The sequence below is a fragment of the Luteimicrobium sp. NPDC057192 genome, from assembly GCF_042670205.1.
GTDB lineage: Bacteria > Actinomycetota > Actinomycetes > Actinomycetales > Cellulomonadaceae > Luteimicrobium.
The window spans coordinates 17,923-42,500 of the sequence record NZ_JBHUWD010000003.1; the positions used below are offsets into that span (position 1 = coordinate 17,923).

Annotated in this window: 21 protein-coding genes and 1 tRNA gene; 7 read left to right on the forward strand and 15 right to left on the reverse strand. The window is 75.2% G+C overall.

Going from position 1 to position 24,578, the window contains the following annotated elements:
- Positions 1 to 138: 138 nt before the first annotated feature.
- The gene (locus tag ACFT5B_RS02720) at positions 139 to 447 is read right to left on the reverse strand and encodes an MTH1187 family thiamine-binding protein (RefSeq protein ID WP_386796440.1); all 309 of its coding nucleotides are present in this window, start codon (positions 445 to 447) and stop codon (positions 139 to 141) included.
- 33 nt (positions 448 to 480) lie between these two features.
- On the reverse strand, positions 481 to 1,467 hold the full coding sequence (locus ACFT5B_RS02725) for an aldo/keto reductase (RefSeq protein WP_386796441.1): 987 nt from the start codon (positions 1,465 to 1,467) through the stop codon (positions 481 to 483).
- A 47-nt stretch (positions 1,468 to 1,514) separates the two neighbouring features.
- Here ACFT5B_RS02725 and ACFT5B_RS02730 point away from each other — a divergent pair, with 47 nt between their 5' ends.
- Positions 1,515 to 3,119 carry a PLP-dependent aminotransferase family protein gene (locus ACFT5B_RS02730; protein ID WP_386796442.1) on the forward strand — a complete coding sequence of 535 codons (1,605 nt, stop codon included), beginning with the start codon at positions 1,515 to 1,517 and terminating at the stop codon, positions 3,117 to 3,119.
- A gap of 195 nt (positions 3,120 to 3,314) precedes the next feature.
- Here the strand turns inward: ACFT5B_RS02730 and ACFT5B_RS02735 are convergent, their stop codons facing one another.
- The gene (locus tag ACFT5B_RS02735; RefSeq protein ID WP_386796443.1) at positions 3,315 to 6,362 is read right to left on the reverse strand and encodes an FAD-binding and (Fe-S)-binding domain-containing protein; all 3,048 of its coding nucleotides are present in this window, start codon (positions 6,360 to 6,362) and stop codon (positions 3,315 to 3,317) included.
- Positions 6,363 to 6,437: 75 nt separating this feature from the next.
- Positions 6,438 to 7,070, reverse strand: a complete 633-nt coding sequence (locus ACFT5B_RS02740) for a GNAT family N-acetyltransferase (protein ID WP_386796444.1) — start codon at positions 7,068 to 7,070, stop codon at positions 6,438 to 6,440.
- A gap of 96 nt (positions 7,071 to 7,166) precedes the next feature.
- Here ACFT5B_RS02740 and ACFT5B_RS02745 point away from each other — a divergent pair, with 96 nt between their 5' ends.
- The gene (locus ACFT5B_RS02745) at positions 7,167 to 8,570 is read left to right on the forward strand and encodes an FAD-dependent oxidoreductase (protein ID WP_386796445.1); all 1,404 of its coding nucleotides are present in this window, start codon (positions 7,167 to 7,169) and stop codon (positions 8,568 to 8,570) included.
- Between the two features lie 39 nt (positions 8,571 to 8,609).
- On the opposite strand, the gene ACFT5B_RS02750 is transcribed toward ACFT5B_RS02745, so the two are convergent.
- Genes ACFT5B_RS02750 through ACFT5B_RS02760 form a run of 3 tightly spaced genes read right to left on the reverse strand, consistent with a single transcriptional unit; the run spans position 8,610 to position 12,607 of the window.
- Complete coding sequence (locus ACFT5B_RS02750) at positions 8,610 to 9,356, reverse strand: phosphotransferase family protein (protein ID WP_386796446.1); 747 nt, start codon at positions 9,354 to 9,356, stop codon at positions 8,610 to 8,612.
- 57 nt (positions 9,357 to 9,413) lie between these two features.
- Positions 9,414 to 11,717, reverse strand: coding sequence for a YhgE/Pip family protein (locus tag ACFT5B_RS02755; protein ID WP_386796447.1), 2,304 nt, complete (start codon positions 11,715 to 11,717; stop codon positions 9,414 to 9,416).
- Positions 11,714 to 12,607 (reverse strand): hypothetical protein, encoded by an 894-nt coding sequence (locus tag ACFT5B_RS02760; protein WP_386796448.1) that lies wholly within the window; start codon positions 12,605 to 12,607, stop codon positions 11,714 to 11,716. The genes ACFT5B_RS02755 and ACFT5B_RS02760 overlap by 4 nt, the downstream gene beginning before the upstream one ends.
- 139 nt (positions 12,608 to 12,746) lie before the next feature.
- Between ACFT5B_RS02760 and ACFT5B_RS02765 the strand changes: the two genes are divergently transcribed.
- Both ACFT5B_RS02765 and ACFT5B_RS02770 read left to right on the forward strand, forming a co-directional pair.
- The gene (locus tag ACFT5B_RS02765) at positions 12,747 to 13,364 is read left to right on the forward strand and encodes a TetR/AcrR family transcriptional regulator (RefSeq protein ID WP_386796449.1); all 618 of its coding nucleotides are present in this window, start codon (positions 12,747 to 12,749) and stop codon (positions 13,362 to 13,364) included.
- Positions 13,365 to 13,424: 60 nt separating this feature from the next.
- A complete protein-coding gene (locus ACFT5B_RS02770; RefSeq protein ID WP_386796450.1) occupies positions 13,425 to 14,471 on the forward strand; it encodes an NAD-dependent epimerase/dehydratase family protein in 1,047 nt (348 codons plus the stop codon).
- Positions 14,472 to 14,563: 92 nt separating this feature from the next.
- Here ACFT5B_RS02770 and ACFT5B_RS02775 read toward each other — a convergent pair whose 3' ends face one another.
- The 3 genes from ACFT5B_RS02775 to ACFT5B_RS02785 form a co-directional block, all read right to left on the reverse strand.
- Positions 14,564 to 15,004 carry an OsmC family protein gene (locus ACFT5B_RS02775; RefSeq protein ID WP_386796451.1) on the reverse strand — a complete coding sequence of 147 codons (441 nt, stop codon included), beginning with the start codon at positions 15,002 to 15,004 and terminating at the stop codon, positions 14,564 to 14,566.
- 66 nt (positions 15,005 to 15,070) lie between these two features.
- Entirely contained in the window at positions 15,071 to 15,721 is a 651-nt protein-coding gene (locus tag ACFT5B_RS02780) for a hypothetical protein (protein ID WP_386796452.1), read from the reverse strand.
- 137 nt (positions 15,722 to 15,858) lie between these two features.
- Complete coding sequence (locus tag ACFT5B_RS02785) at positions 15,859 to 16,395, reverse strand: hypothetical protein (RefSeq protein WP_386796453.1); 537 nt, start codon at positions 16,393 to 16,395, stop codon at positions 15,859 to 15,861.
- A 135-nt stretch (positions 16,396 to 16,530) separates the two neighbouring features.
- Between ACFT5B_RS02785 and ACFT5B_RS02790 the strand changes: the two genes are divergently transcribed.
- The 3 genes from ACFT5B_RS02790 (at position 16,531) to ACFT5B_RS02800 (ending at position 20,302) form a co-directional block, all read left to right on the forward strand.
- Entirely contained in the window at positions 16,531 to 17,151 is a 621-nt protein-coding gene (locus ACFT5B_RS02790; protein WP_386796454.1) for a PAS and ANTAR domain-containing protein, read from the forward strand.
- 63 nt (positions 17,152 to 17,214) lie between these two features.
- Positions 17,215 to 17,631, forward strand: coding sequence for a hypothetical protein (locus ACFT5B_RS02795; protein ID WP_386796455.1), 417 nt, complete (start codon positions 17,215 to 17,217; stop codon positions 17,629 to 17,631).
- A 142-nt stretch (positions 17,632 to 17,773) separates the two neighbouring features.
- Entirely contained in the window at positions 17,774 to 20,302 is a 2,529-nt protein-coding gene (locus ACFT5B_RS02800) for a leucine--tRNA ligase (protein ID WP_386796456.1), read from the forward strand.
- 27 nt (positions 20,303 to 20,329) lie between these two features.
- Here ACFT5B_RS02800 and ACFT5B_RS02805 read toward each other — a convergent pair whose 3' ends face one another.
- The 5 genes from ACFT5B_RS02805 to tmk all read right to left on the reverse strand — a co-directional run bounded on the left by ACFT5B_RS02805 (position 20,330) and on the right by tmk (position 24,541).
- Positions 20,330 to 20,755: a hypothetical protein gene (locus tag ACFT5B_RS02805; RefSeq protein WP_386796457.1), complete on the reverse strand. Its 426-nt coding sequence runs from the start codon at positions 20,753 to 20,755 to the stop codon at positions 20,330 to 20,332.
- A 63-nt stretch (positions 20,756 to 20,818) separates the two neighbouring features.
- A tRNA-Thr gene (locus ACFT5B_RS02810) sits at positions 20,819 to 20,891 on the reverse strand.
- A 146-nt stretch (positions 20,892 to 21,037) separates the two neighbouring features.
- Positions 21,038 to 22,651, reverse strand: coding sequence for an alpha/beta hydrolase (locus ACFT5B_RS02815; RefSeq protein WP_386796458.1), 1,614 nt, complete (start codon positions 22,649 to 22,651; stop codon positions 21,038 to 21,040).
- A 70-nt stretch (positions 22,652 to 22,721) separates the two neighbouring features.
- The gene (locus ACFT5B_RS02820; RefSeq protein WP_386796459.1) at positions 22,722 to 23,882 is read right to left on the reverse strand and encodes a DNA polymerase III subunit delta'; all 1,161 of its coding nucleotides are present in this window, start codon (positions 23,880 to 23,882) and stop codon (positions 22,722 to 22,724) included.
- Complete coding sequence (tmk, locus tag ACFT5B_RS02825) at positions 23,879 to 24,541, reverse strand: dTMP kinase (RefSeq protein WP_386796460.1); 663 nt, start codon at positions 24,539 to 24,541, stop codon at positions 23,879 to 23,881. The genes ACFT5B_RS02820 and tmk overlap by 4 nt, the downstream gene beginning before the upstream one ends.
- Positions 24,542 to 24,578: the final 37 nt, after the last annotated feature.

The following is a 24,578-nucleotide window of genomic DNA, read 5'->3' on the forward strand; positions in this document are numbered from 1 at the left end:
AGTCAGCTCCCACGTACGGCGGACGGCCCCTGGATGATGACGGATAGCGTAGCCGCTCGCGGCCGCCGTTCGAGGGGTCGGCCGCGAACCGGCCGCGCTCCCCGGCCGCCGCCGCGGCACCGTCCGTGCGGCCGCCGGTCAGGCGCCGTCGGCCAGGAGCCGTTCCACGCGCTCGATCTTGCCGTCGAGCTCGCCCGTCCGGCCGGGGCGGATGTCGGCCTTGAGGACGAGCGACACGCGCGGGGCGCCCGCGCCGGCGGCCTCGGTGGCGCGGCGGACGACGTCCATGACCTCGTCCCACTCCCCCTCGATCTCGGTGAACATCGACGACGTGCGGTTGGGCAGCCCCGACTCGCGCACGACGCTGACGGCGGCCGCGACCGCCTCGGACACGGAGCCGTCCTCTCCCGCCGTACCGGTCGGGGAGACGGAGAACGCGACGATCATGCGGCCATCGTGTCACGTCGCGCCCCCCGACCGTCAGACGGCGTCGAGACGGCCGCGGACGCCGTCGTCGAGCACGAGCTCCACCGCTCCGAGCGCCTCGTCGAGCTGCGCGACGCTGCTCGCGCCCACGATCGGCAGCGCGGGCGCCGTGCCGCCCAGGAGCCACGCGAGCGCGACCTGGTTGGGCGTCGCGCCGAGGTCGCGGGCGACGTCGTGCAGGGTCGCGAGCCGAGCGCGCGAGGTCGGGTGGTCGTAGCCCTCCCACAGCGGCTTGTCGTCGCGCACGAACGCGCCCTGCAGCAGCGGTGAGTACGCGACGACGGCGACCTGCGCGCCGTCGTCGTCCGCGACCGAGCGCGCGTAGTCGTACAGCTCGGGCGAGGCCCAGTTGTGCCGGTCGACGTCGGGCACGGGGTAGAGGTAGCTCGACTGCTCCTGGACGAGCGCGTACGGCGGGACGCCCTGGCGGCGCGCCTCGGCCCGCGCCTCGACGACGCGCCAGAGCGCGACGTTCGAGATGCCCGTGAGCCCGACGACGCCGTCCGCCTGGAGCTTCCCGAACGCGCCGACGGTCTCGACGAGCGGGGTGTCGAGGTCGTCGACGTGCCCGTACAGGACGTCGAGGTGCTCGACCCCGAGGGTCCGCAGGCTCTCGTGCGCGGACCGCTCGATCGTCGCGGCGGCGAGGCCCTCGAAGTTCGTGGGCGGGGTGTTGGCGAGCGGGAGCGCGGGGTCCTTCTTGCCCGCGCCGACCTTGGTGGCGAGCCGGACCTGGTCGCGGACGCCGCGGCTCGCGAGCCAGCGCCCGATCAGCTCCTCGCTGGCGCGGTCGCTGTGCCCGGGGCTCCAGGCGCCGTAGTTGTTGGCGGTGTCGAGGAAGGTCCCGCCCGCCTCGACGTAGCGGTCGAGGATCGCGAACGACGTCTCCTCGTCGGTCGTGACGCCGAGGTTCATCGTGCCGAGCACGAGGGTCGAGACGTCGAAGGTCGTGGTGCCGTCGGTGAGGGTGCGGTAGCGCATGTCCCCCACGCTAAGCGCCCATCGGACCGGGTGTACGGTCCATTCGTATGGCAGGTTCCCAGACCAATCCTCCTTCGTCCGGCGGCCCCCGCCCGACGACGTCGCTCGCCTGGGAGACGCTGCTCGACCTCTCCCCGGCTCGCCCGGGCCCTGGTGGGACGGCCACCGTGGCGAAACCGGGGCCGTCGTCCGACGCCCCGCCGCAGGCTCCCCTGCACCGGCGGCTGGCCGAGGCGCTCCGGGGCACGGTCCGCGACGGACGCGTGCCGGCCGGCGCCGCGCTACCCCCGAGCCGCGAGCTCGCGGCGACGCTCGGCGTCTCCCGGTGGACGGTCACCGAGGCGTACGGCGAGCTCGTCGCCGAGGGCGTGCTCGAGGCACGGACGGGCTCGGGAACGCGCGTCGCGGGGGCGCTCGCGCCCGCTCGGGAGGCGGGCACCACCGCCTCGGGCGCCCGGACTGCCGGCCGCTCCGGAACCCGGGCGCTGACCGGCTGGCCCGCTCCCCCGCGCCGCCGGTTCGACCTCGCCGCCGGCGTGCCGGACCTGCGGCACGTGCCGCGTACCGCGTGGGTCCGCGCGGTGCGCGAGTCGCTCGCCGACGCGCCCGACGTGGCGCTGGGAGCCGCCGACCCGGCGGGCGTCCCGGAGCTGCGTCGCCTGCTCGCGGGCCACCTCGACCGGGCGCGCCTCGTGCGCGGCGACGCCGACGACCTCGTCGTCACGCACGGCGCGGCCGACGGCCTCGCCCGGCTGGCCGGTGCGCTGCGCGCCGCGGGACACGTCGCGGTCGCGGTCGAGGACCCGGGCTGGGTCCGCCTGCACGACGTCCTCCGGGCCGCCGGTCTCGAGCCCGTACCCGTGGCCGTCGACGAGGACGGCCTGGACGTGGACCGCCTCGCGTCGCTCCGGGCCGAGGGCGCGCCGGTGCGCGCGGTGCTCCTCACGCCCGCGCACCAGTTCCCGACAGGCGTCGCGCTCTCCCCCGCCCGCCGTGAGCGGGTCGTCGCGTGGGCCCGCGACGTGGACGGGCTCGTCGTGGAGGACGACTACGACGCCGAGTTCCGCTACGACCGGCGCGCCGTCGGGGCGCTCCAGGGGCTCGACCCGGATCGCGTCGCGCTCCTCGGCTCGCTCAGCAAGACGGTCTCGCCCGCACTGGGGATGGGCTGGCTCGTCGTGCCGCCCGCGTGGCGAGACCGCCTCGCACCGGTGACGTCCGCGCCGTCGACCGTGGACCAGCTCGCGTTGGCCCGCCTGCTCGCCTCGGGGGCGTACGAGCGGCACCTGCGCGCCGCGCGCGGCCGGTACCGGCGACGCCGGGCGGCCCTGCTCGACGCGCTCGCGACCCACCTGCCGGAGCTCCCCGTCTCCGGGCTCGCGGCCGGGATGCACGTGCTGCTCGGGCTCCCGGCCGGGGTCCGCGCCGACGACGTCGCAGCGGCAGCCGCCGAGCGCGACGTGACCGTCGCACCGGTGTCCCGGTACCGCGCGGCCGGAGTGACGTCGTCGGGCAACCGGGCGCCGCGTTGCCCGGAAGACCACGTCGGGCAGCTCGAGCCGGAGGCGCTCGTCGTCGGCTACGGGAACCTGGCGGACGCCCGGGTCGACGAGGCGGTCGTGCGCCTCGCCGCCGTCGTGTGCCGGGGCTGACGGCCCGACGCCGGCGCCGGGCATGCGATGGCGCACCCCCGCCGCACGCCGACCATGCGCGCATCCACCTGATCAGCCGGTTCTCGGTGCGCAGCCCCATGGTCGGCAAGGAACGGGTGCGCTACCCCATGCTCGACGAGGCGACCGGGGTGCAACGTCATGCTCGACGCGGCGGCGTGGTGGCGCACCCCGAGGTCAGAGGCGTTCGGCCAGGAGCTGCGCGAGCGCCTTGCCCTGCACGTCGGCGAGGTCGGACGCCTGCGTGCGGCACGAGAACCCGTCGGCCAGGTAGACGCGCTCGCCGTCGTCGGACCCGCGGGACGGCAGGTCGCGCAGCGCGGGCAGCAGCGCGCGCTCGGCCACGGCGACCGACGTCTCGTAGTGGCCCTTCTCCATGCCCCAGTTGCCGGCGAGCCCGCAGCACCCGGCGAGCACCTGGATGTCGGCGCCGCCCTCGCGCAGCAGGCGCTCGTCGGCCTGGAAGCCCATGACCGAGTGCTGGTGGCAGTGCGGCTGCACGACGGCGGTCACGTCGGACAGGTCGGGGACCTTCCAGCCGGACGCGGCGTCGGGGGCGGTCGCCGGGTCGGTGAGCAACTCGGCGAGCGTGCGCGTCGCGGCCGCCACCGCCTGGGCGCGCGGGTCGTCGGGGAACAGGTCGAGCAGGTCGGAGCGCAGCACGGCCGTGCACGACGGCTCGAGCCCGACGATCGGCAGCCCGTTGACCGCGAACGGCCCGAGCACCTGGAGGAGGTTCTCCAGGCGCTTGCGCGCGCCGTCGAGCTGGCCGGTGGTGATCCAGGTGAGGCCGCAGCACGCGTCCTGCCCCGGCACGACGACGTCGTAGCCCGCCGCGTCGAGGACCTGGAGCGCGGCGCGCGGCACGTCGGGCGCGAGGCCGTCGCTGAACGAGTCGGCCCACAGGACGACGCGCGGCCGCTCGGGCGCGTCGGTTCGCGCGCCGCCCGACCGCGCGTCGGGCACGCGGCGCTCGGACGCGACCTCGACGGGGACGCCGTCGGACGCACCGCCCCGGCGGTACCAGGTGCGGAACGGGATCTCCGCGAACGGGAGCATCTGGCGGCGGGGGTCCATGCCGCCGGACCACAGCACCGCCTTGGCGATCGCCCGGTTCGACAGGACCTTGTTGACGAGCCGCGGCGCCATGCTGACGACGCGCAGCCAGCGCGGCAGCCAGCCGAGCACGTAGTGCGTGACGGGGCGGACCCGGTTCTTGTACGCGCGGTGCAGCACCTCGGACTTGTACTGGGCCATGTCGACGCCGGCCGGGCAGTCGGACGAGCACGCCTTGCACGACAGGCACAGGTCGAGCGCGTCGTGCACCTCGGGGGCCCGCCAGCCGCCGGTCACGAGCGAGCCGTTGATCATCTCCTGCAGGACGCGGGCGCGGCCGCGCGTGACGTCCTTCTCGTCCTTCGTCGCGAGGTACGACGGGCACATGAACCCGCCCGACGCCGACGTGTCGGCCCGGCACTTGCCGACGCCGACGCAGCGGTGGACGGCCTGCGTGAAGTCACCGTGGTCGTGCGGGAAGGCGAAGCCGATGGGCTCGCGGTACGCCTTGGGCTTGGCGAGGACGGGCGCGGCCTGGGGGCGGCGGAGGTCGACGTCGAGCGGGTTGGGGCGCACGAGCACGCCGGGGTTGAGCAGGTCGCGCGGGTCGAAGAGGTCCTTGACGCCCTCGAACGCCGCGATCGCGCTCGGCGAGTACATGACGGGGAGCAGCTCGGAGCGGGCGCGCCCGTCGCCGTGCTCGCCCGACAGCGAGCCGCCGTACTTCGCGACGAGCATCGCGGCGTCGGTCATGAAGGTGCGGAGCACCGAGCCCGAGGTCTCGAGCGGGATGTCGAGGCGCAGGTGGACGCAGCCGTCGCCGAAGTGCCCGTAGGGCAGGCCGTCGACGCCGTACTGCGTCATGAGGGCCTCGAGGTCGCGCAGGTAGGCACCGAGCTGTGCGGGCGGGACGGCGGAGTCCTCCCAGCCGGGCCACGCCTGCTCGCCCGCGGGGGTGCGGCCGGCGAGCCCGGCGCCGTCGGCGCGGATCTGCCACATCGCGCTCGCCTCGGGACCGGCGGGGAGGATGCGGGTCGCGCTGGTGCCGGACGCCGCGACGATCTCGCGAGCCCGGGCCATCGCCAGGTCGGCGGTCTCGCCGCCGACCTCGACCATGAGCCAGCCGCCGCCCGGCGGGAGCGCGGGCACGGTGTCGGCCCCCTTCGCCCGGCGGACGACGTCGACGAGCCGCGCGTCGAGGCCCTCGATCGCGAGCGGGTGGTGCTCGAGGAGCGCGGGGACGGCGTCCGCGGCCTCGGCCATGTCGGGGTACCCGAGCACGACGAGCGTGGGCGCTCCCGCCACGGGCACGAGGTTCACGGTCGCCCCGAGGACGGTGACGAGCGTCCCCTCGGTGCCGACCAGCATCTTGGCGAGGTCCGAGCCGCGCTCGGGGAGCAGGTGCTCGAGCGAGTACCCGGAGACCTGGCGCCCGAACCGGCCGAGCTCGGTGCGGATGAGCGCCATGTCGGCGCGGACGAGGTCCGCGAGGCCGGGGACCGCGGCGAACGAGGCGTCGCCCGCGCCCGCCGTGAACCGGCGGCCGCGCCCGTCGACGACGTCGAGCTCGACGACGTTGTCCGCCGTCCGCCCGTACGCGACGGCGTGCGGGCCGCACGCGTTGTTGCCGATCATCCCGCCGAGGGTCGCGCGGTTCTGGGTCGACGGGTCGGGGCCGAAGCGCAGCCCGTGGGGCGCGGCGGCCTTCTGCAGCGTCGACATGACGACGCCGGGCTCGACCCGGGCCGTCCGGGCCTCGGGGTCGACGTCGAGGACCGCGTTCACGTGGCGGCTGAAGTCGACGACGATCCCAGGGCCGACCGAGTTCCCCGCGCAGCTCGTGCCCGCGCCGCGCGACGTCACGGGAACGGCGTGCTCGCGCGCGACCTCGAGGACGGCCTGGGCCTCGTCGACCGACCGCGGGAACACCACGACGTCGGGCACCACGCGGTAGTTGGACGCGTCCGTCGAGTACTCGGCGCGGCGCAGCGACGACGTGTCGACCACCAGCTCGCCGGGGCCGCGCCGGTGCTTGGCCTCGTGCGGGACGCCGAGCGACCGGCGGAGCGCCGTGGCCAGCTCGTCGCGGGCACGTTCGGAGGACAGGGACCGCGTGGCGCTCGAGCTCGGGTCGGTCGGGGTCGGGCGCTGAGGCAGGTCGACGGTCACGGCACGATTCTGACACCCGCGCCGCGTGCGCTTCTCGGGCGCTCAGGATCCGGCCGGGGCCCCAGCGCCCCGCGGTCAGCGCGCTGCGGCCGTGCGCACCCAGCGGGTCATGGTCTCGAGCGCCCCGCCCCGGGCGGTCGTCGTCACGGTGTCCGCCGCGACGAACCCCGCCCGCCGCGCGACCGCCTCGCTCGCCTCGTTGCCCTCGAGCGTGTAGAGCCGGACCTCGTCGTGCCCGCCCGCGAGCGCCCAGTCCGCGAGCGCCACGACGGCGCGGGTCGCGAGGCCCCGTCCGCGTCCCGCGGGCAGGAGCGCGTAGAAGACCTCGGGCACGCCCTCGGGGATGGTCGTGCCGACCGAGCCGAGCGCCTCCTCGTCCGCCCCGACGACGACGTACCGGTACGCGAGCCCGTCCCGCGCCCGGTCGAGCGAGCGCGCGACGCGGAGGCGGGCGGCGTCGTCGGGCAGGCCGGGCGGGTAGTACGTCCAGCGCGGCACGTCGGGCGTGCGCGAGAGCGCGACCTCGAGCCGCCAGTCGTCGGGGGTGAGCACCCGCAGACGGGCGGGCGGGTCGCCGGGCAGCAGGATCGACGACGGCGGTGCGGCGGCGAAGCGCGGCGTGTCTCCCGCGGGGGTCCGGCGAGGCTCGGTGGCTGCCGCCACGGGGTCGCGCCGCGGGGCGTCGGGGGTGCGGGCGTCGTCGGGCACGAGGCCAGGGTACGGACCCCGGACTCGAGCGGCAGGCCGGGCCGCGGGTGCCTAGTCTCAGGTGGCGCACGCGTCCGCCTACCCGGGAGAGCACACATGGACACCACCGGCACCGTCCCCGTCCTCGAGGCCGACCTCGCCGTCGTGGGGTTCGGCAAGGGCGGCAAGACGCTCGCGGCCGCCCTCGCGGGGCGGGGCTCGAAGGTCGTGATGATCGAGCAGTCGGACCGGATGTACGGCGGGACGTGCATCAACATCGGGTGCGTCCCGACCAAGAACCTCGTCTTCGCGGCGGAGACGCCGGACCCGCTCCACGATCCCGACGACCGCTACGCGCGCGCCGTCGACGAGACGCAGGAGCTCACGGCCCTGCTGCGGGGCAAGAACTTCGCGATGCTCGACCGGCTCGACGCGGCGACCGTCGTGACGGGGCGCGCGGTGTTCACCGGGCCGCACGAGCTGACGGTGACGGCGGGCGACGACACCCTCGTGGTGCGGGCGGAGACGATCGTCGTCGGGACCGGCGCGGACCCGGTCCTCCCGCCGATCCCGGGGCTGCGCGAGTCGGCGCACGTCGTGACGAGCACCGAGCTCCTCGCGCTGCGGGAGCGGCCGCGGCGGCTCGTCGTGCTGGGCGGCAGCTACGTGGCCGTCGAGTTCGCGGCGATGCACGCGGCGTTCGGCGCCGACGTGACCCTCCTCGAGCGTGGGCCGCGGATCCTCAAGGCCGAGGACCCCGACGTCGTCGAGGAGGCGGCCCGGATCCTCGCGGGCACCGGCGTCCGGATCGTCACGGGGGCGTCGCTCGTCCGGGTCGAGGACGCCGACGGCGCCGACGGCCCCGTGCGCGTGGTCCATCGGAACGCCGCCGGGACCGAGGCGACGACCTACGGCGACGTCGTCCTGGCCGCGCTCGGCCGCACGCCGCACACCGCGGGGCTCGGGCTCGAGGCAGCGGGCATCGACACCGACGAGCGCGGCGCCATCCGCGTCGACGAGCACCTGCGGACCTCGCAGCCGCACGTGTTCGCCGTCGGCGACGTCAACGGCGGGCCGCAGTTCACCTACGTGTCGCTGGACGACTACCGGGTCGTGCTCGACCAGCTGGTCGGTGACGGTCGACGGTCGACCGCCGACCGGAGGGCCGTGCCGTCCACCGTGTTCATGACGCCGCCGCTCGCGCGCGTGGGGCTGACCGAGACCGAGGCGCGGGCGGCGGGGCGCCCGCTCAAGGTGGCGGTGCGCCGGGTGGAGGACATGGCGACCGTGCCCCGGGCCCGGATCGTCCACGACCCGCGCGGGCTGATGAAGGCGGTCGTGGACGCGGAGACCGACGAGATCCTCGGCGTCACGATGCTGAGCCACGACGCGCACGAGACGATCAACACCGTCGCGCTCGCGATGCGGGCGAGCCTCACGGCGACGCAGGTCCGGGACGGGATCTACACGCACCCGTCGATGACCGAGGCTCTCAACGACCTGTTCGGGAACCTGCGCTGACCGGGTCGACCGGCCTCGGCCGGACGCCGGGCTCGCGGCTCAGGGCTCCCGCATCCGGGCCCTGAGGACGTCGAGCTCGCACCCCGGCGCATCCGGGTCGAAGCCGTGCTCGATCAGCCAGCGCGACGCGACCAGGCTCCGCAGCGACCACCAGGCGCGGATCACGGCCCGGTCGGCGCCCGGGCCGTAGCCGGCGAGCAGGTCGTCGAGGCGCTCCTCGTGCCCGAGCGTCAGGGTGGCGAGGTCGAACATCGCGTCGCCGGGAGCGGCCTCGGACCAGTCGATGACGCCGGTGACCTCGTCACCGTCGACGAAGACGTGCGTGATCTGCAGGTCGCCGTGGACGAACGCCGGCGCCCACGGCCGGAGAGCCGTCTCGGCGAGCTCCCGGTTGCGCCGGACCACCTCCGCGGGCAGGACGGCGTGCGCGAGCAGCCACGCGCACTCGCGGTCGAGCTCCGCCGCGAGATCGTCGAGCCGGGGCCCGGGCCAGGGTGGCAGCGGCGCGTCGTGCAGCCTCCGGATCGCGGCACCGGCCGCGGCCCAGGCCGCCGAGGACGCGGGCGACGGCGCGCCGAGGACGCCGAGCGCCTGGCCCCGCACGGCGGCGATCGCGAGCACGGGCGGCTCGTGCCACAGGACCCGCGGGGTCGGGACGGGCGCGAGGGCCATCGCCCGCACCTCGACCGCGGCGTGCGCGGGGTCGCCGTCGACCTTGAGGAAGACGTCACCGACGCGCAGCGTCGCCCGCTGGCTGTGGGAGACGACGACCTGGACCTCGTCCATGCCCGCCATCCTGGCGGAGACGGCGGCCGACGGCGCGGGGATTTCCGGGGCGCGAGGTCAGAGCACGAGCTCCGGCTCGAGCTGGAGCGCGCGCCAGACGCGCTGGCGCCGGGCTGCCCACGTCGTGAGCCCGACGGCGACGACGAGGAACCCGAGGATCACGGCGACGTCCCGCCAGACGGTCCCCATGTTCCCGCCGAACAGGAGCTGCCGGAGGCCTTCGACCGAGTAGCTCATCGGCAGGAACCGGTGGAACGTGCGCAGCGGCTCGGGGATCGTCTGCCACGGGAACGTGCCGCCCGCGGTCACGAGCTGCGTGAGCATGAGCACGAGGCCGAGGAACTGCCCGGCCGCGCCGAGGTAGACGTTGAGCGTCTGGAGGATCGCCGCGAACGTGATAGCGACGAGCGTGAGGAACAGCCCCGTGAGGAGCACGTGCTCGACGTGCACCCCGACGGCGAGCGCCGTGACCGACAGCATCACGACGACCTGCACGACCGCGAGCAGCGCGGGCGTGAAGAGCCCGCCGAGCGCGGTCCGGAGGGCGCCCCGCCCGGCGGCGAGTGCCCGCTTCGACAGCGGCTTCACGATGAGGAACGTGACGTACGCGCCGATCCATGCGGCGAGCGAGAGGAAGAACGGGGCGAGGCCGGCGCCGTAGCTCCCGGCCTTGGAGAGCTGCTGCGACACGACCTGGACCGGGTTGGCGATGGTCGAGGCGGTGGCCTCCCGCTGGTCGTCGTCGAGGTTCGGGACCTGCCCGAGCCCTTGGCGCAGTCCGTCGGCGAGCTGCTGGCTCCCGGTCACGAGCGAGCCCGTGCCGGTGTGGAGCGTGTGGGCGCCGGACGCGAGGTCGTCGGCGCCGTCGGCCACCTTCCGGGTGCCGGTCGCGAGGGACGAGGCCCCGTCGGCGAGGGTCGAGGTGCCGGAGGCGAGCGTGGCGGCTCCGGTGTCGAGCTGCTGCGCGCCGTCGGCGAGACGAGTGGCCCCGTCCGACGCCGCCTGCGCGCCCGTGGCGAGCTTCGACGCCCCCATGCTGAGCGTGGTCGCCCCGGTCGCGAGGTCGTCGGCCCCGGACGCCGCCTTCGAGATCCCCTGCGTGAGCGCGGGCGTGCTCGACGCGAGCGTGGACGCGCCGTCGGCGACCTGCTTGGCACCCGTCGCGAGCTGGTCGACCTTCCCGACCTGCGTGTCCAGGTCGCCGACGCCGTCGCGCACCGCTTGCCCGGCGTCGTCGAGGCGCGCGAGGACGTCGTCGGCCTGGGCGCGCGTGAGGACGCCCTGGTCGACGAGGTCGTCGAGTTGCGCGGAGATCGTCGCGCGCGTGTCGTCGAGCCCCGCGACCGCCGAGTCGGCCGCGTCCTGGAGCTGGTCGGCGGCGGCTGCGAGCTGCGCGTTGCCGTCGGCGACCCGCTGCGCACCGTCGGCGAGCTTGGTCGTCTGGGCGGGCAGGTCCGCCGTCTTCGAGCGGAGCGTGTCGAGGCCGCCCGCGAGCGTCCCGGCCCCGTCGGACAGGTCCGAGGCCCCGGACGCGACCTGCTTCGCGCCCGACGCGAGCGCGGGCGTCTGCGCGGCGAGCTGCGACGCGCCGTCCGAGAGCGTCGACGCGCCCGCGGCGAGCTGCGTCGCCCCCGCGTGCGCGGACGCGGCACCGTCGGACACCTGCTGGGCGCCGTCCGCGGCGTCGCTCGCGCCGGTCGCGAGGGTGCCCGCTCCCGAGTCGAGCGACGCGGCGCCCTTCTCGAGCTTCGTCGCGCCGCTCGCGAGCTTGTCGGCGCCCGTGACGGCGTCGGCCAGGTTGGTGTGGATCGACGCGAAGCCCTGGAGGAACGTGTCGGCTGCCTGCGTCCCGACCTTCTGCGCGAGCGTGTCGCGGACCTGTCCGACGATCGTGTCCGCGATGGTCCGGGCCAGGTAGTTGTTGGCGTCGTTCGTGACGAGGACGAGGCTCGCCTGGCGCGGGTCCGACGTCGCGGGCGAGGCCAGGTCCGCCGAGAAGGTGGGCCCGAGGACCAGGGCGGCGTCGAACCGGCCCGACCGGACCCCGCGCTCGGCGTCGTCCTGGGTGGTACGGACCCAGTCGAAGCCCCCGCCCTTCGTCAGCTCGTCCGCGACCTCCTCGCCGTAGTTGTGGTGCTCGGTCTTCGAGGTGTCCGTGCCCACGGCGACGTCGGTGCCCTCGTCCTGCACGACGACGGCCGCCGGGACCTTGTCCAGGTGGCCGTACGGGTCGAAGTTCGCGAACAGGTAGAGCCCCGCGTAGAGCGAGGGGATGACCGCGAGCGCGATCATCGCGAGCCGCGGCAGCGTGCCGGACAGGTTCCGGCGGACCTCGGACCAGCCGAGTCGGAACACGGTCATCGGTCGGCTCCTTCGGACGGCGCGTCCTGGTGGTCGGGATCGGTGGTGGGGGCGGCGTCCCGCGCGGGTGCCTCCGGCGCGGGCGCGGGCTCCTCGGCGAGCGGCGGGAGCACCTCGGTGTCGGCGTCGGCCGCTGCGACGGGCTCCTCGGCGGGCACCGGCTCCGCCTCGGGCTCCGCAGGCGACGCAGCGACCTCCGGCTCGGCCTCCGGCCGGGCCACGGGAAACTCGCGGCGCAGCGCGACGAGCGGTGGCTCGCGCCGCGGGTCGACGGTCACGTCGGGGGGGATCTCCGCCCCGAGGAGCCGGGCGGACGCGCGCGAGCACTGCACGAGCACGCCGTACCCGGCGGCCGCGGCGTCGCACGCGACGCCCCACCAGCCGGCGGGCGCGCCGCCGTGGCGGTCGGGCAGCGTGAGGACGAGGAAGTGGACGTCGGGCCGTTCGCACGCGAGCGCCACGAGCATCCGCGTGCGGGTGAGGGCGTCGAGCTGGTCGACGCGGAGCCGGGCGACGTCGTCGAGGCCGTGCGCCGCGATCCAGGCGGCGACGTCGCGCGGGAGGGTGCGACGCCGGGCGAGCGCGAGGTCCTCGGCGACGTGCGTGTGCACGGGGATCGACTCGACCGGCTCGGACACGCCCGGGACGTCGACGACGGCGCTGACGTCGGCGAGCGTGAGCGGCGGCCGGGCGGCGGGCGCTCCCTCGAGGGTGACCCGGCCCGACGACGGCACGAGCCTGCCCGTGGTCGCGAGCGCGAGCGCGGTGTGCCCGTGCCCGGGTTCGGCTGCGACGAGCACGGCCTCGCCGGTCCCCAACGTGAGGTCGAACGGCGCGAGCATCGGGTCGCGCCTGCCCTGCACGGCGACCCCGTCGAGAACGATCTGCATGCGTCCACCTCGGTGAGAGAGCTGGGTGCCACTCCACCAGCGGCGTGCGCGGGGGGCCACCCGAGAATGTTGACCAACGGTCAACAGCAACGGTACTCCGCTTGTTGACCCACGGTCAACGATGCGAGAGGCTGGTGCGATGCCGGACCAGCGAGCCACGCCCCGCCGCCGCGCCGCCGACGACCGCCGCGACGAGCTCCTCCGCACCGCCCACGAGGTCGCGCGGACGTCAGGCCTCGACGCGGTCACCCCGGCCGACGTCGGCGCCGTCGCCCACGCCTCGAAGGCTCTGGTCTTCCACTACTTCGGCTCCACCGTCGAGCTCCGGCGGGCGGTCGCCGCGATCGCGATCGACGCCCTCGACGACGCGCTGACCGTCCCCGACGGGTCCACCGTGCCGGACGCCGGGGACCGGGCGCGCCGCGCCGCCGTCGTGCACACCCTGCTCGACGCCGTCCTCGCCGAGCGCCAGATCTGGACGGACATCTGGTCCGGGGCCCTGCGCGACGACGACCCGACCGCGGCCCGGCTCGACGAGGTCCGGGCCCACCTGTTCGCCCGCTTCACGCGCACCGCCGCGAGCACGCGCCCCCTCCCCGACGACGACGCCGCCCGGGGGCGGCTCGACCTCCTTGCCGCCGGCTGGGTCGGGTTCGCCGAGGCGGTGCTCGCCCGGTGGCTCGCGACCGGACGGCGCGACCGCGAGACGGTCGAGGACGTCGTCGCCCGCTCGCTCGACGGCCTCCTGCCCACCTGACCACGGCGCCCGACGGGGCGTCCGGTCGACACCCCGCACCGGACGGGGTACCACTGAGGGGTGCGCATCGCCATCACCGGGGCCAGCGGGAACGTCGGGACGGCCGTGCTCCGCGCCCTCGTCGAAGAGCCCGTCGTCACGTCGATCGTCGGCATCGCGAGCCGGGTCCCGCGGGCCGACGGCTCGAGCACCGTGGCGTTCCCCCACGACCGCGCCGACTGGGTGCGGATCGACCTCGCCGACGACTCGGCCGCGAGCCAGGACCGGCTGCGGGCCGCGCTCAACCACGCGGACGTCGTCGTGCACCTGGCCTGGGCGCGGAGCCCCAGCCACGACGCCGACCTCCTCGACGCCGTGAACATCGACGGAACCCGGCGCGTGCTCGACGCCGCCGTCGCCGGCGGGGCGCAGCACGTCGTCGTCGCGTCGTCGGCCGGCGTCTACGCACCGGCGCCCGACCCGCTGCCCCGCGACGAGCAGTGGGCGCGGACCGGGATCCCCGGGTCGCTGCACAGCATCCAGAAGCTGGCCGTCGAGCGCGAGCTCGACCGGTTCGAGCGCGCCCACCCGGGCATCGCCGTGACGCGGGTCCGGACGCCGCTCGTGCTCCACCCGGACGCCGCCACCGAGCTCGGTCACGCCTACCTCGGGCGCCTGCTGCCCCCGCGCCTGCTGCGACGGGACCACCCGCCCGTGCTGCCGTGGGTCAACGGGATGAGGCTGCAGGCCGTGCACGCCGACGACCTCGCCGTCGCCTACCGGAGGATCGTGCAGGGCCGGCATCCGGGGGCGTTCAACGTCGCCGGTCCGCAGGTGCTCGACGGCGCCGGGGTGGCGGAGGCGACCGGAGCGTCGTCGGTCCGTGAGGTCTCGCGCGGTGTCGCACGCGCGGCGCTCGCCGTGGGGTGGCGCGCGCACGCGACCCCGCTCTCCCCCGACTGGCTCGACCTCGTCCTGGGGATCCCGGTGCTCGACGCGGACCGCGCCGCGACGGTGCTGCGCTGGGCGCCCCGCTACACGACGGCGGAGACTCTGCGCGCGGTGACCGCGGCCGCCGGCCGCGGACGCGGCTTCCCGAGCCCGCCGCTCGTCGGCCGCAAGCTCTGAGAGGGCCGACCCAGCTCTCTGAGAACGCGGAACCACGGCCGGACCCGTCCGGGTCGGCCGCGGCCCGCGTCGACGGCCCGAGGGCCGGTCGTTCAGCTCTCGAGCCGCGCGTCCAGCGTGATCTGCGTACCTGCCAGTGCCTTCGACACCGGGCAGGACGCCTTCGCGGCGTTCGCCGCCTCGAGGAAGCCGGCCTCGTCGAGCCCGTCGACCTCACCGACGACCCGCAGCGCGATCCCAGGAATCCGGAAGCCCCCGGCCGGGTCGGGGCCGAGCGAGACCTCGGCCGTGACCTCGAGCGACTGCGGCGTGCCCCCCGCCTCGGCGATCAGCGCCGAGAGCTGCATCGCGAAGCACGCGGAGTGCGCCGCCGCGATGAGCTCTTCCGGGCTCGTCACGCCGCCGGCGTCCTCGGCGGAACGCGCCGGGAACGACACGTCGAACGTGGCCAGACGCGAGCTGCTCAGCTCGACCTGGCCGCTGCCGTCCTGCAGGCCGCCGTTCCAAGCGGTGCGTGCGGTACGTGTGGGCATGCTGCCTCCTTCTCACGGTCGTCGCGCGCCGCGCCCCGGGCCGCGGCGCGGCCCGGGGCGAGCAGGTCAGCTCCGGGGGCGGTACACGATCGACGACGCCTCGTCGTTCATCGTGTCACCGATGTACGCCGTGTCCACCTGGTACGTCCGGTTGGTGTTCTTGTAGTTGGCGTCCTTGTAGAGCGTCGTGGCGCAGTTGAGGTACGTCGTGAGCGACGTGATCGTGTCGTTCATGCCGAAGTCGCTGGTGTGCGGGAAACCGTAGGTCACGCCGCCGTAGCAGCCGGAGCCGTTCGCCGCGTAGAGCAGCTTGGCGCTGCCCGACCAGTTCTTGTCCTTCCAGACGGCACCCAGCAGGTTCGACGCCGACGACGTCGTCGTGACCGACGAGGTCGTCGTCGAGCTCGCCTGGAGGGTGAGCCGCCGGACGCGGTCGGCCTGCACCTTCGCGTTGCCCTGCTCGATCGCCTGGTCGATCGCCGCGTGGTCCCCGGCGTCGACCGCCGGGTCCGTCACAGGCTGACCGGTGATCGACTCGATGGCCGCGCTGAGCGTGTCGAAGCACTCCTCGGCGCCGGTACCCGCTGCGACCGTGCACACGTCGCCCGCGTCCGCCGTCGGCGTCGAGCCGCTCGCGGCTCCCGTCGTCGCCATCGCGGCCGCCGCCGCGAACGTCACGCCGGCCACCATCGTCCGTACCGCCCGTCGTCCCGCCATGGGGCGCCTCCCTGCGCTCTCGTCGGATCGTTCCGTTTCACTGCCGTTTCGATCGTTGGTGCGCGCTCACCATAGCGGGCGGGCAGAGCGCTCCCGCAAGTCGAGAGGTCAGCCTGTGGAAAGCGGCCGCCCGCGCGTCACTCCGCGTCCACCCAGACGGGTCCGTCGCCGTCCGCCGCGGCCGGCAGCGTCACAGGCCCCCGCCCGTCGATCACGACCGACACCGCCGCCCCCGGCGCGACACCGTCCGGGAGCGCCACGACCGTCGTCGTCGGCGCCATGTCGGCCGTGCACGCCTGCCCGGCGTACCGGTCCTTCTCGACGACGACCGCTATCCCGTCGGAGGTCCGGGTCGCGGGCGAGGACGCGACCGGAGGGCACGAGCTCGAGCCCGCCACCACGACGTAGAGCAGCGCGTCGTCCGCGGTCCAGCCGACCCCGGCGGCGTGGAACCCGGAGGGCTCCCCGAAGGACGGGGGCAGACCTGGCCAGTGGGCGCCGCCGGCGAGCGTGCTCGTCGGGCTCGGCGTGGCGCCCGGCACGGTGAGCGACGCCGTCGGGACCGGTGTCCTCGGCGGGGACGACGGCGTCGGCGACGACGAGCAGGCCGAGAGCGACGCGAGGACGACCGCGCCGAGCGTCGCCGCCACCGCCCCCGACCGGCCCTTCCGCATGCCCCTCACCGTAGGCGGCGGGGCGCCTTCCTGCTCGTCTCGCCTCCCGTTGCAGGCCTTCGGGGTCGCCGGTACCGTCGTTGCCCCGGTCAAGAAGCGGCCGGGGCGCGACACACGATACGGACAGCACGGACGATGAGCCTTCCCTCCACCGAGAACCCCCCGGTGACCCCGCACGACGACGCTCGACCGACCGGAGACTTCCGCTACGACATCACCGGCGACCGCTGGTGGTGGTCCGAGGGCACCTACCGCATCCACGGTTTCCAGCCCGGCGACGTGCTCCCCACGACCGCCCTCGTCCTCGCCCACAAGCACCCCGACGACCAGCACCGGTTCTACCGGATCTTCGCCGAGGCGTGCCAGACCGGCAGCCCGTTCGTGAGCGTCCACCGGATCATGGACGCGACCGGCCGGACCCGCCACATCGTCCTCACCGGGCAGGGCAGCGCGTTCGACGGCGCCCGCGCGACCGAGCTCAGCGGGCGGTTCACCGAGATCACCGACGACGTCGCACGCGTCGCCATGGACACCGCGGACGAGCAGATCCGGGCCGCGTCCGACTCGCGCGGCGTCATCGAGCAGGCGAAGGGCGCACTGGCGGTCGTGCTCGGCATCACGCCGGAGGCCGCGTTCCAGCGGCTCCGCGAGCAGTCGATGGCCGACAACGTCTCGGTCCGTCGCCTCGCCGAGCAGCTGGTCGCGCAGGCCCCTCTGCTGCACGCCGGACGCGCGGACGCGCTCGAGCAGAACTGACGCGCGCTCGGGCTCGGGCCTCACCTGCCCGAGCCCGAGCCGCCGCTCGGTACGCTCGGGCCCGTGAGAGCAGCGCGGTCCCTCGTCGCCACGGCCCTCGTCGTGTCCGCCATGATGCTCGCGGGCTGCACCGGCCCCGGCGCGCCCCGGCTGCACGCCACGGCGACCGCCGCCACGTCCGCCAAGCCGCTCCTCGGCTGGATCGAGGCCTACACCTCCGACGAGGACGCGCACGACCGGACGGTCGACGCGCACATCGACCTGCTCCGCGCGCTCGCCGACCTCGCCGACTGCCGCGCCGACCGGGGCGGCAGCGACACGGACCCGGCCGACGACGACCCCTGCTACCCGCAGCGGGAGTCCGTGCGGATCCTGCGGGCGCGCGTGGCCTACCACGAGTCGGCAACGAAGCCGCTGTGCTCCGCGGAGGTCGCCGCCGCGCAGCCCGGCATGTGCGCGACGCCCGCCGCGGACAGCTAGGCGTACCCTCGAGGCATGCGCATCGCACGTCGCCTCCTTACCTAGCCGCGTCGACCCCGCTCCACGGGCACGATCGACGCGGCTCGCCCCTCCCCGGAGGGGCTTTTTCGTGCCCGGAGGACGCCCGACGCAGGAGACCGACGTGACCGCACCGCATCCCACGGCCCCACCGCCCGCCCCCGCCCGAACGGGCGCCGCTCCCCGACCCGCCGTCACCAGCACGCCCCCGCCCGCCGACGGCCGACCCGTCCCGCCCGAGACGGAGCGCGCCTGGGAGGCCCGGTGGGCGGCCCTCCAGGACGACCCCGCCGTCCGCCTCTTCCGACCCCGCGCCGACGGCGACCGCCCGCGCCGCTACCTGCTGACGATGTTCCCGTACCCGTCCGGCGACCTGCACATGGGCCATGCGGAGGTGTTCGCGATCGAGGACGTCGTCGCGCGGTACTGGCGGGCACGCGGCCACGACGTCCTCAACCCGGTGGGCTGGGACTCGTTCGGCCTGCCCGCGGAGAACGCGGCGATCCGGCGCGACGAGAACCCGGCGACGTTCACGGACGCCAACATCGCGACCCAGGCCGCGTCGATCCGGCGCTACGGGGTGTCGTTCGACTGGTCGCGCCGCCTGCAGACGTCCGACCCCGGCTACTACCGCTGGACCCAGTGGCTGTTCCTGCGGCTGCTCGAGCACGGTCTCGCGTACCGGGCGGCGGCCCCCGTCAACTGGTGCCCGCAGGACGCCACGGTCCTCGCGAACGAGCAGGTCGTCGGCGGGCGCTGCGAGCGGTGCGGGGCTCAGGTCGTGCGGCGCGAGCTCACGCAGTGGTTCGTGCGGACCACCGCGTACGCCGACCGTCTGCTCGATGACATGGCCGACCTCGCGGACGCGTGGCCCGAGCGCGTCCTCACGATGCAGCGGAACTGGATCGGCCGGTCGCGCGGCGCCCGGGTGCGCTTCCCCGTCGTGGGTGGCGACACCGCGATCGAGGTCTTCACCACCCGGCCGGATACCCTGGCGGCCGTGACGTTCGTCGTCGTCGCGCCCGACGGACCGCTTGCCGAGTCGCTGTGCGAGCCCGCGGTCCGGGACGCGTTCGAGGCGTACCGCGCGGCGGCGCGGGCCGAGCCCGAGGTGACGCGCTGGGCCGCGGGACGTGCGCCGTCGGGCGTGGACCTGGGTGTCCACGTGCGCCACCCGACGACCGGCGCCGAGCTCCCGGTCTGGGCCGCCGACTACGTGCTGCCCGGGTACGGGACGGGCGCGGTGATGGGCGTCCCCGCGCACGACGACCGCGACCGCGCGTTCGCCGACGTGTACGGACTGCCCGTGCTGGACGTCCCGCCCGCCGACCCCGACGTCACGCTGGCCGCGCTCGAGGAGGGCGGCACGGGCGAGCGGGCGACGTCGTACCGGCTGCGCGACTGGCTGGTCTCGCGGCAGCGCTACTGGGGCGCCCCGGTTCCCGTCGTGCACTGCCCCGCGTGCGGCGTCGTGCCCGTGCCCGACGCCGCGCTCCCCGTGCGCCTGCCCGACCTGCGCGGCGACGCCCTGCTCCCCCGCGGCACGAGCCCGCTCGCCGGCGCGCGCGACTGGGTCACGACGTCCTGCCCACGCTGCGGCGGGACGGCCGAGCGCGACACCGACACCCTGGACACGTTCGTCGACTCGTCCTGGTACTTCCTGCGCTACCTGTCCCCGGGCCGCGACGACGTCGCGTTCGACCCTGCGGACGCGCGCGCCTGGATGCCCGTCGCACGCTACGTCGGCGGAGTCGAGCACGCGATCCTGCACCTGCTGTACAGCCGGTTCGTCACGAAGTTCCTGCACGACCTGGGGCTCGTCGTCCCCGTCGAGCCGTTCGCGTCCCTGCTCAACCAGGGCCAGGTCGTCAACGGCGGCAAGGCGATGAGCAAGTCGCTCGGGAACGGCGTCGCGCTGGGCGAGCAGCTCGACCGCTACGGCGTCGACGCCGTCCGCCTCGCGCTCCTGTTCTCCGGGCCGCCCGAGGACGACGTCGACTGGGCGGACGTCCGGCCCGAGGCCATGCAGCGGTTCCTGCGCCGCGCGCTGCTCCTGTCCGACGACGTCGCGCGCCTCGAGCGTCCGGCCCGCTCCGCCCCGGGCGAGGGCGGGGCTCCGGTGGCCGGCGACGACGGGGGCGACCCCGCGCTGCCGCGCACCCTGCACGTGCTGGTCGGTGAGATCGCCGACCTCGTCGAGGCGGACCGGTTCAACGTCGCCGTCGCGCGGCTCATGACGCTGGTGAGCGCGGTGCGCTCGGCCGCCGCGGCGGTCGGGCCGGACGACGCTCCGTCGCGCGGCGTCGCGCGCGACGTGCGGGAGGCCGCGGAGGCCGTCGCCGTGATCCTGTCGCTGTTCGCGCCCTACAGCGCCGAGGAGCTGTGGCGCCGGCTGGGCCACGGGCCGTCGGTCGCGCTGGCGCCGTGGCCCGAGGTCGCCGCGCCCGCCGCGCGCGCCGGCACGGTCGTCGCGGTCGTGCAGGTCGACGGGAAGGTGCGTGACCGGCTCGACGTCGACGCGTCGATCGGCGAGGACGCGCTCCGGGCCCTCGCGCTCGCCTCCGACGCCGTCCAGCGGCGGGTCGACGGCACGACCGTGCGGCGCGTCGTCGTGCGGGCGCCGCACCTCGTCAACGTCGTGCTCGCCAGGTGAGCGGCGGGGCCCCGGCCGGGGCCCCGCTCACTCCCGCGCCGCCTCGACCAGCATGTAGGCGAAGCGCATCAGCCACACGACGCCGCGGACCTCGCCGTCGGCGTCGACGGCCGTCTCCGTCTCGGCGCCGACCTCGACGTAGTCGCCGCCGTACTCGCCCCCGCCGTACGACACCTCCCACCGGGCGATCGGGGCGGGAGCGCCGTCGTCGGTGGCGACGCCAGGGGTGACGTCGACGTGCAGCTCGGCCACGTTGGACCACGCGGCGAGCGTGCGCGTCACGGGCTCGACGAGCACGATCGCCTCGCCGCGCCCCGGGGCGTCCGAGGGCACGAGGTCGATGCCGCGATCGATCATGATCGCCTGGATGGTGCAGTAGGCGTCGAGGAGCGCGGCGCGGGCCGCGAGGTCGAAGATCCTGTCGGCGGGAAGGACCGGTGTCGTCGTCGTCACGCCTGCGACAGTAGCCCGGCACGACGAAGGCCCGGAACCATCAGGTTCCGGGCCTTCCGAGGGAGCCGCCTAAGAGAATCGAACTCTTGACCTTCTCATTACGAGTGAGACGCTCTACCGACTGAGCTAAGGCGGCCTGCGCTCCGCACGACACCCCGACAGGGCCTCGGTGACGAGCGCGGGCCCTACTCTAGCGGGCCGGAGGCCGAGACTCCAAAGCGGATCCGCGAGGCACGTGTCACGCCGATCGCCCGAGGCGCGGCGTGCGTCCCGCGGCGCTGGTCAGGAGCACGTCGTGCCGTCGTCGGGGACCTTGCCGTCGACGAGGTACCCACCGACCGCCTTGGCGATGCACGTGTTGTCCGCGCTGTACGCGGTGTGGCCCTCGCCCTCGTAGGTGAGGAGCACGCCCGAGTCGAGCGTCTTCGCGAGGCCCTGGGCCCAGCGGTACGGCGTGGCTGGGTCCCCCGTCGTGCCGACGACGACGATCGGCGCGGCGCCCTTGGCGTGCAGGTCGAAGTCCTGCGCGACCTGCGGGTACGGCCAGGGCTTGCAGGTGACCCCGCCGTACGTGAAGAACGTGCCGACCGTCGGCGCCTGCTGCTCGATGGTCGCCGCCTGGGTGCGCATCGCATCCAGGTCGCTCGAGCCCGGGTCGTCCAGGCACCCGACGGCGCGGAACGCCTCGGACGAGTTCGTCGAGAACGTGCCGTCGGAGTTCCGGTCGTTGTAGAAGTCCGCGAGGGCGAGGAGCTGCGTGCCCGTCCCCTTGGTGATCGCCTCCGACAGCGCCGACGTCAGGTACTGCCACGAGTCCTGGCTGTAGAGCGTGACGGCGACGCCGTAGAACGCGAGGGTGGCCGTGAGCGGCCGCTTCGAGTCGCCCGTGCGCAGGGGCTGCTGCTCGGTGCGCAGGAACAGGTCGTGGATCTGGCTCATCCCGTGGTCGACGCCGCCGTCCAGCGGGCAGCCCTTCCCCGACTCGCAGTCCTTGACGTAGGCGCGCAGCGCGTCCTCGAACCCGACGGCCTGCTCGACGCTCGTCTCGTCGGACGACAGGGTCGTGTCGATCGCACCGTCCAGGACCATCCGGTCCACACGGTCGGGGAAGATCCCCGCGTACGTCGCACCGAGCTGGGTCCCGTAGGAGAACCCGAGGTAGTCGAGCTTCTTCTCGCCGAGGACGGCGCGGATGAGGTCCATGTCGCGCGCCGCGGACTGGGTGTCGACGTGCGCGAGGACGGGGCCGGTGTTCGCCTTGCACGCGTCCGCCCAGGCAGCCGCCGCCTTCTCGCTGGCGGCGAGCCCGGCGTCCGTGTCCGGGTACCAGGCCGAGAGCTGTGCGTCCTTGTCCTTGTCGTCCAGGCACACCACGGGCGTGGACTTGCCGACGCCGCGCGGGTCGAACCCGACGACGTCGTACGCCTTGAGCACGTCCGAGCCGAACAGGCTCGGCACCGAGTCCATGAAGTCGAGGCCCGAGGCACCCGGCCCGCCCGGGTTGGTGAGGAGCGCACCGACCCGCGTGCCCGTCGCGCGGTGCACCTTGAGCGCGAGGTCGATGTCTCCCGCCGACGCGTCCTGCCACGACACCGGCGCCTTGATCGTGGCGCACCGGAAGCCGTCGCCGCACGACGACCACGCGACCTTCTGGCCGTAGTACGAGGTGAAGCCCTTCGGCGCGCTCGCCGTGTCCGGAGTGACGGTCGTGCTCGTCGCCGTGCCGCCGTCGTCGTCGCCGGAGCCCGTGCACCCGCTCAGGACCGTCACGAGCGCGACGACCGCCGCGGCCGCGGCCAGGGGCGCACGACGGCGAGCGCGCGGGACGGCGCTGCTCGAGGCGGAGGGGCGGAGGGCACGTGTGAGGCGAGCGTTGACTCGGCGGGCACGGGTCACCGGGACACCGTACCCGCCGGTGCTGACCGTTCTCCCAGGTCGTCCGGCCTGCGTCGGTGTCGAGGGGGCGTCAGCCCTGCGGGCGCAGCGCCACGGCCATCGCCTCGACGGCCAGCAGCGGCGCGACGTTCGCTGCGAGACGCTCCCGCGCGGTGCCGATCGCGTCCATCCGCCGGAGCGTCTGCTCGGGCGTGGAATCGGCTGCGAGCGTGTCGACCGCCTCCGCGAGCTCGACGTTGACGAGGTCGATCCCGGGCGCGCCGTCCGCGGTGCCGGCCGCGCCGAGCTGGACGAGCAGCACGTCGCGGTAGAGCGACAGCAGGTCGGTCATCGCGCGGTCGAGGACGTCGCGCTGCGCGCGGGTGGCCCGGCGCTTCTGCTCCTCCTCGAGGCTCTTGAGCTGCGAGCGCAGCGCCGGCGGAAGGGGCTTGCCCTCCTCGGCGCCGAGCGCCCGGTACAGGCGCGACTTCTCGTCGGCGTCGCGCTCCTCCGTCGCGGCCTTCGCCTCGGCCTGGGCGACCTCCACGAGGTCGCCCGCCGCGAGCACCGCGTCGGGGACGCCGCGGATGCGACGCGCCAGGTCGAGGACCTCACGACGGCGGGCGCGGGCCCCGGGGTCGCGGGCCAGGCGCCGGGCGAGCCCGATGTGCGACTGGGAGGCGTGCGCGACGGCGTCCGCGAGCCCGGGCTCGACGCCGTCCCGCTCGACGAGCAGCCGGGCCACCGCGTCCACGGGCGGGACGCGCAGCACCACCGACCGTGAGCGCGAGCGGATCGTCACGAGGACGTCCTGCGGGCTCGGTGCGCACAGCACCCACACCGTGCGCGGAGGCGGCTCCTCGATGGCCTTGAGCAGGACGTTCCCGGACGTCTCGTTGAGCCGGTCGGCGTCCTCGATGACGATGACGCGCCAGCGCCCGCCCGACGGCGACCGCTGCGCGAGCTGCACGAGCGGCTCGACGTCCTGGCGGCGCAGGATCGTCGCCTCGGTCGCGACGACCTCGACGTCGGCGTGGGTGCCCGCGAGCGCCGTCGTGCACTCGTGGCACTCGCCGCACCCGCCGCGCGGGCAGAGCAGCGCGGCCGCGAAGGCGCGGGCCGCGTTGGAGCGCCCCGACCCCGGCGGACCGGTGAGCAGCCAGGCGTGCGTCATGGCGCTCGGGTCCGCGACCGCGCCCCGGAGGACGGCGACCGCCGCCTCCTGCCCGACGAGGTCGTCCCAGACGCTCACGCCTGCACCTCCTGCGAGGTCGCGCCGAGGCCGAGGCGCGCGGCGACGTCGACCCGGACCTGCGCCTGGACGTCGTCGACGGCGCCGGTCGCGTCCACGACGACCCACCGCTCGGGCTCAGCCGCGGCCCGGTCGAGGAAGGTCTCGCGCACGCGCGTCGCGAACTCCACGCCGACCGACTCGAGCCGGTCGAGCGCGCCCTTGTCCTCGACGGCCGCGCGTCGCGAGGCCGCGACCGCGGGGTCCGCGTCGAGGAGGACCGTCACGTCGGGCAGCAGGCCGCGCGTGGCCCACAGCGAGATCCGCTCGACGTCGTCGGCGGCGAGCTCGCGACCGCCGCCCTGGTAGGCGACGGACGAGTCGACGTAGCGGTCGGTCACGACGACGGCGCCGCGCTCGAGCGCGGGACGCACCAGGGTGGCGACGTGATGGGCGCGGTCCGCGGCGTACATGAGGGCCTCGGCGCGCGCGTCGACGTGGTCACCGTGCAGGACGGCGTCGCGCAGGACCTGGCCGAGCGGCGTCCCGCCGGGCTCGCGCGTGAGGACGACGTCACGGCCCGTGACCTCGCCCAGCCACGCGCCCAGGAGGCGCGCCTGCGTCGACTTGCCCACGCCGTCGCCGCCCTCGATGGAGATGAAGATGCCCGGCCCGTCCACGGGCGCCACCCTATCCGGGGCCACCCTCACGGCCCGC